This is a genomic window from Neobacillus sp. Soil_C_43, assembly GCF_057656715.1.
This window is the reverse complement of record NZ_JBDGJV010000001.1, coordinates 757,308-769,216: the sequence shown is the minus strand read 5'-3', so window position 1 is coordinate 769,216 and position 11,909 is coordinate 757,308. Positions and strand designations below refer to the sequence as shown.

The following is an 11,909-nucleotide window of genomic DNA, read 5'->3' as shown; positions in this document are numbered from 1 at the left end:
TAATAAAACTAATTCAACACCAATCGTAATATAATGGAAACAAGCCGATTGGAAGGGGACAAAACATGCGGTATTTATTTTTGTTGATTATTGTAATTCCTGCTATTGATATTGGAGTTCTACTCTTGTCTGGGAAAACAATAGGGGTTTGGCCCACTATAGCGATCATTATTTTAACGGGTGTCCTGGGTGCCTATATGGCAAAACGAGAGGGGCTTCAAACCATTCGCAGGGCTAGGGAGCAGCTTCAATATGGGGAGATTCCTAGTGAAGCGGTTTTGGATGGAATATGTATAATTATAGGTGGAACCCTACTGATTACACCAGGTTTCGTCACTGATATAACTGGATTTCTTCTGCTTTTTCCACTAACCAGAAGTCCATTTAAATATTTAATAAAAAATCTGTGGCGAAAAAGAATTGATAAAGGAAATATAAAAATCATAAAATAGAAAAACGTCAGCTGCTACCATACAGTCTGACGTTTTTCTATTACGCTTCTTTTCCTTTGATGAATGTCCAGACATCATGAAACACATTGGCTCTGTAAAGCGTGCTGATTATAACTAGAGTAACAGGGCCGACAATTAAGCCTAAAAAGCCAATCGTTTTAAATCCAACAAATAAGGCAATTAGTGTGGCTAATGGATCTAGACCGATACTAGAAGAGAGGATTTTCGGTTCCATAATTTGCCTTTGAACAAGGACAATAATATAAAGTACACCCAAACCAATAGCTAGCCCCATATTCCCTGAAATGGCCGAGTAAATGATCCAAGGTACGAAAACTGCGCCAGTTCCAAGGTATGGGATTATATCGACAATCCCCGTAAGCAGCGCTATGGTTATGGCATAATCAACCCTTAGGATAAGCAGGCCAATTAGAATGATAACGGTAGTTATAGAAATCAGTGTTAATTGAGCTTTAATAAAACCAAATAAAGCCTTTTTTAAGTCAATAAAGACCTTTTGCCCGCTTGTTTTTGCTTTCTCAGGTAAAATCCTACCACCAAGTAAGGATAGTCGATACCAATCCTTACTGATAAAGAATGTTGCTAATAATGAGAAAATAAGGACTGTGGCTGCGTTAGGAAACCATGATAAAATATTTGGAATATTTCCGAACAAACCTTGGATAAATGATCCAACGGTGGTTCCGATTTTTTGACCAACATTTTGAATGTTACCAATGATTGTATCCTGTTGACCAGCTTCGAGCTTATTGAATACACTTGTTAACTGATTATAAAGAGGGATAATCTGACCAGTAAAATAATTCTCGATATATTCAATTAATGTATCAAGGTGTTCAGGTACGACTTTAGCTAAATAAGCTGCTCCAGAGACGATCTCTGCAACTAAAAGTGTGATCAACCCTGCAAAAAAAGCAAAGATAATAATGAGTGCAATTAAAACCGCAAGCGCTCGAGGCATTTTTGCTTTAAGTTCAAAAAAATTGACGAGCGGGTTAATTAAAAAGGCGATCGCAAGAGCAATTAAAAATGGATAAGTTACTTTTGACAAATAAAAAAAAGAGTACAGGGCCAGAACAACGGCTCCAATGACAAGAAGAAATCTAATTGTCCGATTTATGTACTTTGAATTCAAAGACAACCCTCCTTAAAATATAATTTATAGTTTTTAGTTTATCATTTTATGAATAAAACTGCATAATTTTCCAAAAAAATCATGTCTGTTTAATAGATTACTACGTAATTAAAATAGGAAAGGTTTCAGATATAGATAGAGAATATATGCCACATTTTTACTCCATTAAGTTATTATGGTACGATAATTTGGATAAAGGATGGTGAACAAATGGTTAGTGAGTCGTTGCTTTTTCTTTTATTGCTTCTAATCATTGGATTTATTGCAAAGAATAGCTCGTTATTGGTGGCTGTTGGGATATTACTTATATTAAAAGCCGGGGGCCTAGACGCGAAGTCCTTTTCCTTTGTGCAGTCTAAAGGAATCAACTGGGGAGTGACGGTTATTACGGTAGCTGTTCTAGCACCGATTGCAAGTGGGGACATAGGTTTTAAGGATTTAACAAGTGCATTTAAGTCCTCTTATGCCTGGATTGCCCTCATTTCTGGAATGGCTGTGGCATTACTCGCAAAAGGTGGAGTGAAATTACTAGCGGATGACCCACAAATTACAACCGCACTAGTATTAGGAACCATTCTATCTGTATCTCTTTTCAAAGGGGTGGCGGTAGGTCCGTTAATTGGTGCAGGGATTGCTTATGCAGCGATGAAAGTTTTTAGTTTTTTTAGCTAGATTTTTTTTGGAATAATATTTTTTTCGATTTTTCGACGCCTTTTCATTCACAAAAATCTGATAATTGTTTATAATAAGCTTGTAAGCGTATCCTTTTCTACATAAACCATATATATATGCTGAATTACTTGTAAAATAGTTTTTTTATTGTGATTGAAAGGGCATACATCTTTTTGTGACTATCCCGAGCAATCGCTCAGTCATTTTTTATGAATGAAGCAATAGGTAGAGTATTATACTCAGATAATACCATTTGTCATTATTACATCCGTGTTAATCAGTAAAGGGGTTTTATTTCTCTGTGTTTGTTTTCCAATGGGGATATTAAGAATGTGAGGAGAGATTTATTATGACAGTAACACGCGGTCTTGAAGGGGTAGTGGCAACAACTTCTTCCATCAGCTCTATTATTGATGACACGCTAACATATGTTGGCTATGACATTGATGATTTAGCAAAAAACGCAAGCTTTGAGGAAGTCATTTATTTATTATGGCACCGCCAACTGCCAAATGCTGAACAATTAGCTGAACTAAAACAGCAACTTGCAGAAAATGCTGCACTTCCACAGGAAGTGATTGAGCATTTTAAAATGTACCCTATTGATAAAGTACATCCAATGGCAGCGCTCCGTTCTGCTGTTTCCTTGTTAGGTTTATATGATGAAGAAGCAGATTTAATGGATTCTGAAGCCAATTATCGTAAAGCAGTACGACTCCAGGCAAAAATGCCAGCAATTGTTACGACATTTGCCCGAGTAAGAAAAGGTCTTGATCCAATTGCTCCAAGACAGGATCTAAGCTTTGCAGCAAACTTCCTTTACATGTTATCTGGGAATGTGCCTGAGCCAATTGCTGTTGAAGCAATTGATAAAGCGCTTGTCTTACATGCGGATCATGAGTTGAATGCTTCTACATTTACAGCACGTGTTTGTGTAGCTACACTTTCTGATGTGTACTCTGGAGTAACGGCTGCAATCGGTGCACTTAAAGGTCCTCTACACGGTGGTGCCAATGAAGCGGTGATGAAGATGCTTACGGAAATTGGTACAATCGAAAATGTTGAGCCATATGTTCGCGGTAAGCTTGAAAAGAAAGAAAAAATTATGGGCTTTGGTCACAGAGTATACCGTCAAGGTGATCCACGTGCGAAGCACTTAAAAGAAATGTCTAAGAAATTAACAGAACTTACTGGTGAGCCGCACTGGTATGATATGTCTGTTAAGATCGAAGGAATCGTCACTGGTGAGAAGAAGCTTCCACCAAACGTTGATTTCTATTCCGCTTCTGTATATCACAGCTTAGGAATTGATCACGATTTAATGACGCCAATCTTCGCTGTAAGCCGTGTTTCTGGCTGGTTAGCTCATATTTTAGAACAATATGAAAACAATCGGTTAATCCGTCCAAGAGCAGAATATACTGGTCCTGGAATGCAAAAATATGTACCAATCGAACAAAGAGTTTAATATTTTACTTTTTTTCAAAAAATTGATTCAATATGATAGAATGAATCAAAGGTTAGAGGTAAACACTCTAACCTTTGATTCAGCACTTTTTTCAATGTGAACGAACAAAGTTCAAAGTTTTTTACATAACTAGGAGGGGAACAACTATGCAAGGCGAAAAAATTACGGTTACAAATGGAGTATTAAATGTACCAAACAACCCAGTTATCCCATTTATTGAAGGGGACGGTATTGGACCAGATATTTGGGCTGCTTCAGAGCGAGTATTAAATGCAGCTGTTGAAAAGGCTTATAAAGGCGAGCGTAAATTAGTATGGAAGGAAGTTCTAGCTGGTGAAAAAGCATTCAACCAAACAGGCGAATGGCTTCCTAAAGAAACACTTGATGTAATCAATGAATACTTGATTGCAATCAAAGGTCCACTAACCACTCCTGTTGGCGGAGGGATTCGTTCCTTAAACGTTGCTTTACGCCAAGAGTTAGACCTATTTGTTTGCTTACGTCCGGTAAGATGGTTTGAAGGTGTTCCTTCACCAGTAAAGCGTCCACAAGATACAGATATGGTAATTTTCCGTGAAAACACTGAAGATATTTATGCAGGAATTGAATATGAAAAAGGTTCTGAAGCGGTTAAAAAAGTAATCGACTTCCTTCAAAATGAAATGGGAGTAAATAAAATCAGATTCCCTGAAACTTCAGGAATTGGTATTAAACCTGTTTCTGAAGAAGGGACAACTCGTCTAGTACGTGCAGCTATTAATTATGCAATTAAAGAGGGTCGCAAATCTGTTACACTCGTGCATAAAGGCAATATCATGAAATATACTGAAGGCGCATTTAAAAACTGGGGTTATGAGCTTGCAGAAAAAGAATTTGGCGATAAAGTCTTTACCTGGGCTCAATATGACCGCATTAAGGCTGAGCAAGGTGCAGACGCTGCAAACAAAGCACAATCAGATGCAGAAGCTGCTGGAAAGATCATTGTAAAAGATGCTATTGCTGATATCTTCTTACAACAAATACTTACTCGCCCACGTGAGTTTGATGTGGTTGCTACAATGAACTTAAACGGTGACTTCATTTCTGATGCACTTGCAGCACAAGTTGGTGGAATTGGAATTGCTCCAGGAGCTAACATCAACTATGAAACAGGACATGCTATCTTTGAAGCAACACATGGTACTGCTCCTAAATACGCTGGTCTTGATAAAGTAAATCCTTCATCTGTTATTTTATCAGGTGTGTTAATGCTTGAGCACTTAGGCTGGAACGAAGCAGCTGATATGGTAATTAAATCTGTTGAAAAAACCATCGCATCTAAAGTTGTAACTTATGATTTCGCACGTTTGATGGAAGGTGCAACTGAAGTTAAAACATCTGAATTCGGTGATGAACTAATTAAAAATATGGAATAAGCTAACTGGAATAGGCATAAACAAGAATAGTTGCAGGGTCTGTCTTTAACAGCCCTGCAAATTAAATAATCCTACATATAAGGGGAGAGTTACATGTCATTAAAACGTAAAAAGGTTTCAGTAATCGGCGGCGGATTCACTGGCGCGACGACAGCATTTTTGCTTGCACAAAAAGAACTTGGTGATGTAGTTTTAGTTGATATTCCTCAAATGGAAAACCCAACTAAAGGGAAAGCATTAGATATGCTTGAAGCAAGCCCTGTTCAAGGGTTCGACTCAAACATTACTGGTACCTCTAATTACGAAGACACACGCGATTCTGATATTGTAGTTATTACTGCGGGTATTGCACGTAAACCAGGCATGAGCCGTGACGATTTAGTGCAAACAAACCAAAAAGTAATGAAAAGTGTAACGCAGGAGATTGTGAAATATTCTCCAAACTGTACTATTCTTGTCTTAACTAACCCAGTGGATGCCATGACCTACACTGTATTCAAAGAATCTGGTTTCCCTAAAAACCGTGTAATCGGTCAATCAGGAGTCCTTGATTCTGCTCGTTTCCGTACGTTTGTTGCTCAAGAATTAAATCTTTCTGTAAAAGATGTTACTGGATTTGTTTTAGGCGGACACGGAGATGACATGGTTCCACTTGTTCGTTATTCTTATGCTGGTGGTATTCCATTAGAAACATTGATTCCTAAAGATCGTTTAGAAGCCATTGTTGAGCGCACTAGAAAAGGCGGCGGCGAAATCGTTAACCTTCTTGGTAACGGAAGTGCATACTATGCTCCGGCTGCATCACTAGTTGAAATGTGTGAAGCAATCCTTAAGGATCAACGTCGTGTATTACCTTCTATAGCTTACCTTGAAGGCGAGTTTGGCTACGAAGGCATTTACCTTGGCGTTCCAACTATCCTTGGGGCAAATGGTATTGAAAAGATTATCGAGCTTAACCTTACTGCTGAAGAAAAAGCAGCATTAGATAAGTCCGCTGATTCTGTTCGCAATGTAATGAACGTATTAGTATAATAGAAAACATAGGATTCGGGGTGCATGCCCCGAATTTTCTCTATATTTATATGAAATCGCTTACAATTGAGGTGTAATGGATGCTTTTAGGGAAGAAAAGAAAGTTAGGCCGAAAGATTGAAGAAATAACAGTTGGTGAAAAACTATCATTAACAGAAAAAATTGAAGACAAGGATATCCTTCTATATTTAGGATTAACAGATGACTCAAACCCTTTATACATTCAGCATGATTATGCATCACAAACGCCATTTGAAAAACCGATTGTACCTAGTATCATGTTAACAGGCATTATTACTTCGGCTATCTCAAAATATTTACCTGGCCCAGGAAGTCATATTTTGAGTCAAGAAATTGACTTTCCGAAGCCTGTCTATCATTACGGAACAGTCGAGTGCCTATTTGAAGTGATTGATGTACAGAGAAAAGAACATACCATTTTAATCAGCGTAGTGGGAACCAATGAAAAAAATGAGACGGTCATTCAGGGAAAAGTAAAAGTCTGCCCTCCACACCGGTTAGAAGATATACACGGGAAAGCATTAGAGAATTTTTAATAGAAATGAACGAAGGAATGTGTTTTTTGCATTCCTTTTTGCTTTTTTTATAACTGTGTAAAAAGGACATTGTTGATTTTTATACACTGTTGATTGGAGCGGAAGGCGCGAAGGCTCCTGTGGGAGTACGGTTCAGGGGAGACCCCGCAGGCGTGAGCTTCGTGGAGGCTCGCCGAAACGCCCACGGAAAGCGAAGCGCATGGAGCGGAAATCAACAGACAAGTTTACAAAGCCATTTTTATAAAAAAACATATATACTTTGTTAATTTTTTGTAAAGATAAGAAATGAAGAAGGTGTATCTCTAGGAAATACCTGTTCTTTATTATTATAATGAAGGTATCTTGATTTAGCGGAGGATATTATGAAAAACAAAGTACTGGTTGTAGATGATGAACAATCGATTGTGACATTACTCCAATATAATTTAGAACAGTCGGGATTTGAGGTTTTAACAGCTATGGATGGTCAAGAGGGGAAGGAAATAGCCGAAACGGAATCTCCTGATATAATTGTTTTAGATTTAATGCTGCCAAAATTAGATGGAATGGAAGTATGCAAACAGCTTCGTCAAAAGAATATCATGATTCCTATTTTAATGTTAACAGCGAAAGATGATGAATTAGATAAAATAATTGGTTTAGAGCTTGGTGCAGACGACTATATGGTCAAACCATTTAGCCCAAGAGAAGTGATTGCACGTGTGAAAGCCATATTAAGAAGAACACAGATTCAACATGAGGTTCCAGAAGAAGCAGAAAAGAATTACGATGAACTAATTGAAATCGGTAAGTTAAAAATTTACCCAGAAAAATATGAAGCTTATTTTCAGGAGGAACTCCTTGAATTAACATTAAAAGAGTTTGAATTACTTCTTTATTTGGCACAGAATAAAGGACGGGTTTTAACAAGGGATCAGTTATTAAGTGCTGTTTGGAATTATGAGTTTGCTGGCGATACTAGAATTGTTGATGTACATATCTCTCACCTTAGGGAAAAAATTGAAGAAGAAACGAAGAGGCCTGTTTATATTAAGACACTTCGTGGTCTAGGTTATAAGCTGGAGGGACCAAAAGAAGAATGACAAAATCTCGTACAAAGCTGTTAATTCCATTAGTTTTCACTATTATTACAGTGTTGATTGCGATTGGAATATGGTTGACCCATTTATTTAGAAATGACGTTTTAGAATTACTAAAGGGTCAATATAAAATTGAAGTATTACTCATACTCTTCCTTATACTTGTTATGGTCTTAATTGTCATCAGCTTCTTCTGCATCAGAACTACCTCGAGGTATTCAAAGCACATAGAAGCAGCAACTGATGTTGCCATTCAATTGGCAAACGGTAATTACCGTGCGAGAACATCTGTAGGTAAGCTTAACGGAACAGGAATGTTGGGGTCAGCTATTAACATGTTAGCTGAAAATCTGCAAGAATTAGCTAAATCACAAGAAATGCAGCAGGATCGCTTAGGTGCATTAATAGAAAATATGGGTTCTGGGTTAGTATTAATTGATAGCCGCGGATATATCAGTCTCATAAACAAAGGCTTTGTGGAGATATTTCACATGGATCCTACCAATTACTTAAATAAACTTTATTATGAAGTAGTTGATTCTGAAGAAATATGTCAATTAGTTGCCGAAGTATTTCGAACCGAACAGAAAGTAAGTAAGCAATTATCTATTCCCTTATTGATAGAAAGAAAATTTTTTATGGTTTATGGTGTGCCTATTATTGGGAAAAACAATGTTTGGAAAGGGGTATTACTTGTTTTTCACGATATTACGGAAATAAAAAAGCTTGAACAAATTCGCAAGGATTTCGTGGCAAACGTATCCCATGAACTAAAAACGCCTGTTACGTCTATTAAGGGATTTACTGAAACCCTTTTAGATGGTGCTATGAATAATAAAGAAACATTAGAATCTTTTTTATCCATTATCTTAAAAGAAAGTGATCGTCTCCAATCCCTGATTCAGGACCTATTGGACCTTTCGAAAATTGAGCAGCAAGGCTTTCAATTACTATTAAAAGAAGTAGACTTAAAGTTGTTGCTTGAAGAGGTAATTACCCTTTTAAGTGGAAAGGCAGAAGCTAAAAACATACGCCTTGAATTTTATTGTAAGCAGGAAAGAGTGCAAATCATTGGTGATGTGGATCGTTTAAAACAAGTGTTTATCAATTTAATTGGTAATGCCATTTCTTACACACCTTCCGGAGGCGATGTGAAAATCATCCTCCTGGAACACAATGAAAAAGTCCGAATCCATGTGAAGGACTCAGGGGTAGGTATAAAAAAGGAAGAGATTCCAAGAATTTTTGAACGTTTTTACCGGGTGGATCGTGCAAGAAGCCGTAACTCAGGTGGAACAGGTCTTGGTTTAGCGATTGTTAAACATTTAGTGGAGGCTCATCATGGGCAGATCAGTGTTAGAAGCAAGTTAGGGGAAGGCAGTGAGTTTATCCTAGAGCTTCATAAATATTTGAAATGATATTGGATGGTGAAGAAGATGGAAAAGAAAAAGCTTGTGCTGATAGACGGTAATAGTATAGCTTATCGTGCTTTTTTCGCACTACCGCTCCTTAATAATGATAAGGGGATTCATACGAATGCAGTTTATGGTTTTACGATGATGTTAATGAAGATTTTGGAGGATGAAAAACCAACGCATATGCTTGTTGCCTTTGATGCGGGAAAAACGACCTTCAGACATAAAACCTTTGGAGAGTACAAAGGAGGGAGACAAAAAACGCCGCCAGAATTATCTGAGCAATTCCCGTTTATTCGTGATTTATTAGATGCCTACGGAATTTCCAGATATGAGCTAGAAAATTACGAGGCTGATGATATAATTGGAACGCTTTCCCTAACTGCTGAAAAGGATGGGTATGAAGTCAAAGTTATTTCTGGGGATAAAGATTTAACCCAGCTGTCTTCGCCCCATACCACTGTAGGAATCACTAGAAAAGGAATTACGGATATAGAGGAATATACTCCTCGGCATGTAGCTGAAAAATATGGTCTTACACCCGAACAGATTATCGATATGAAAGGTCTTATGGGGGATGCATCTGATAATATTCCTGGTGTGCCCGGAGTGGGTGAAAAGACTGCTATTAAATTGTTAAAAGAATTTACAACCCTTGAAAAACTGCTTCAATCTATTGATCAAGTAAGCGGAAATAAGCTTAAGGAAAAATTAGAGGAATTCAAAGACCAGGCAATAATGAGTAAAGAGCTGGCAACGATTGAAAGGCAAGCACCCGTCGAAGTCGATTTAGAAACAATCGCCTTTGAAGGCTATATTAGAGAGAAGTTAGTGCCCCTCTTTAAAGAATTAGGCTTTCATTCCTTATTAGACAAGCTGGGGGAAGATACAACCGTACATAACGATCAGGAGCTTGTAGATATTGAATATGTCACTCCTTCCGAAATAACCGAAGATATGTTTGCTGGAAATAATTATTTTTATGTAGAACTTCTTGATGATAATTATCATTATGCAGAGATTATTGGGTTTTCCCTTATAAATGAAAAAGGACAATTCTACCTGCCAACGGAACTAGCATTGAAATCAGAGGCGTTTAAAAACTGGGCAGAAGATGAAGGGAAAAAGAAGACCGTTTATGATGCAAAGCGGTCGGAGGTTTCTTTAAGAAGGCAGAATATCCATCTGAAAGGTACAGACTTTGATATTTTAATGGCTTCTTATCTAATTAATCCTTCAGAGACCCAAGAAGATCTTGCTGCGATTGCACATAAATATCACTATCATAACATTCAAGCGGATGATTCCTTTTATGGGAAGGGAGCTAAACGAAAAGTCCCTGAAGAGCCAAAGCTAGCAGAACATCTTGTACGTAAAGGGCTTGCCATGGCTGAAATAAAGGATAAATTGGAAGATGAATTACGAGCAAATGAACAATATGAATTATTCAATGAGCTTGAGATGCCACTTTCACTCATTTTAGCTGATATGGAATCGTGTGGTATAAAGGTAGAACGGGAACGTCTGCAGACAATGGGCAAAGAACTGAATGAACGACTAGTGGAAATTGAAGAGAAGATTTGTGAACTTGCGGGAGAAAAATTTAATATTAATTCTCCAAAACAATTAGGTGTCATTCTATTTGAAAAGTTAGGTCTTCAAGCATTAAAGAAAACAAAGACGGGCTATTCTACTTCGGCTGATGTTTTGGAAAAGTTAGCTGAGGATCATGAAATAATTGAGCATATCCTTCTGTATCGGCAATTAGGCAAACTCCAATCCACCTATATTGAAGGTTTATTAAAAGTGATTGATCCGAAAACAGAAAAAGTGCATACAAGGTACCAGCAAACATTAACCGCAACCGGACGATTAAGCTCCATCGACCCGAACCTACAAAATATTCCAATCCGACTGGAAGAAGGTAGAAAAATTCGCCAGGCGTTTGTCCCTTCTGAGGAAGGCTGGGTGATTTTTGCATCCGATTATTCTCAGATAGAACTTCGTGTGCTTGCCCATATTGCCGGGGATGAAAAGCTAATCCAAGCATTCAAAGATGATCTTGATATTCATACAAAAACGGCGATGGAGGTTTTCCATGTGTCGGAAGATGAAGTAACCTCTAATATGAGACGTCAAGCAAAGGCCGTTAACTTTGGAATTGTTTACGGGATCAGTGACTATGGACTTTCACAGTCCTTAGGGATCACCCGTAAGGAAGCTGGACGTTTCATCGAGAGATACTTAGATACTTACCCTGGTGTGAAAGAATATATGGATGATATTATTCACTCGGCAAAGCAAAAAGGCTATGTTTCCACGTTAATGCAGAGAAGACGTTATCTTCCTGAAATCACGGCCCGAAACTTTAATTTGAGAAGTTTTGCGGAACGTACAGCCATGAATACGCCTATTCAGGGCAGTGCGGCAGATATTATCAAGAAAGCAATGATTGATATGGATGAGGCGTTAAAGGATAAAGGTTTAAAGACACGCTTATTGCTCCAGGTACACGATGAATTGATTTTTGAGGCTCCAGAGGATGAAGTGGCTATTCTTCAAGAGCTAGTTCCAAGTGTCATGGAAAATGCTCTTGAATTGAAGGTGCCATTAAAAGTGGATTATTCCTATGGTCCAACCTGGTTTGATGCGAAATAAATAAA

Annotated in this window: 10 protein-coding genes; 9 read left to right on the top strand and 1 reads right to left on the bottom strand. The window is 37.8% G+C overall.

All coding sequences use genetic code 11. The features are described 5' to 3' along the window. Positions 1-65 precede the first annotated feature (65 nt). Positions 66-452 carry an FxsA family protein gene (locus AC3A54_RS04015; protein WP_487653394.1) on the top strand — a complete coding sequence of 129 codons (387 nt, stop codon included), beginning with the start codon at positions 66-68 and terminating at the stop codon, positions 450-452. 40 nt (positions 453-492) lie between these two features. On the opposite strand, the gene ytvI is transcribed toward AC3A54_RS04015, so the two are convergent. Then, positions 493-1,608, bottom strand: a complete 1,116-nt coding sequence (gene ytvI / locus AC3A54_RS04010) for a sporulation integral membrane protein YtvI (RefSeq protein ID WP_487653393.1) — start codon at positions 1,606-1,608, stop codon at positions 493-495. A gap of 210 nt (positions 1,609-1,818) precedes the next feature. Between ytvI and AC3A54_RS04005 the strand changes: the two genes are divergently transcribed. From AC3A54_RS04005 to polA, 8 genes are all read left to right on the top strand, one after another. Then, positions 1,819-2,280 carry a DUF441 domain-containing protein gene (locus AC3A54_RS04005; protein WP_487653392.1) on the top strand — a complete coding sequence of 154 codons (462 nt, stop codon included), beginning with the start codon at positions 1,819-1,821 and terminating at the stop codon, positions 2,278-2,280. Between the two features lie 349 nt (positions 2,281-2,629). Further along, positions 2,630-3,748: a citrate synthase gene (citZ, locus tag AC3A54_RS04000; RefSeq protein ID WP_308082925.1), complete on the top strand. Its 1,119-nt coding sequence runs from the start codon at positions 2,630-2,632 to the stop codon at positions 3,746-3,748. Between the two features lie 146 nt (positions 3,749-3,894). After that, complete coding sequence (icd, locus tag AC3A54_RS03995) at positions 3,895-5,163, top strand: NADP-dependent isocitrate dehydrogenase (protein WP_335545661.1); 1,269 nt, start codon at positions 3,895-3,897, stop codon at positions 5,161-5,163. Between the two features lie 93 nt (positions 5,164-5,256). After that, the gene (gene mdh / locus AC3A54_RS03990) at positions 5,257-6,195 is read left to right on the top strand and encodes a malate dehydrogenase (protein ID WP_335545659.1); all 939 of its coding nucleotides are present in this window, start codon (positions 5,257-5,259) and stop codon (positions 6,193-6,195) included. Positions 6,196-6,275: 80 nt separating this feature from the next. After that, a complete protein-coding gene (locus AC3A54_RS03985) occupies positions 6,276-6,752 on the top strand; it encodes a MaoC/PaaZ C-terminal domain-containing protein (RefSeq protein ID WP_335545657.1) in 477 nt (158 codons plus the stop codon). A 362-nt stretch (positions 6,753-7,114) separates the two neighbouring features. Then, positions 7,115-7,834, top strand: a complete 720-nt coding sequence (locus AC3A54_RS03980; protein ID WP_335545655.1) for a response regulator — start codon at positions 7,115-7,117, stop codon at positions 7,832-7,834. Next, on the top strand, positions 7,831-9,249 hold the full coding sequence (pnpS, locus tag AC3A54_RS03975) for a two-component system histidine kinase PnpS (RefSeq protein WP_487653391.1): 1,419 nt from the start codon (positions 7,831-7,833) through the stop codon (positions 9,247-9,249). The genes AC3A54_RS03980 and pnpS overlap by 4 nt, the downstream gene beginning before the upstream one ends. An 18-nt stretch (positions 9,250-9,267) precedes the next feature. Continuing rightward, complete coding sequence (gene polA, locus AC3A54_RS03970; protein WP_487653390.1) at positions 9,268-11,904, top strand: DNA polymerase I; 2,637 nt, start codon at positions 9,268-9,270, stop codon at positions 11,902-11,904. The last annotated feature ends 5 nt before the right edge of the window (positions 11,905-11,909 follow it).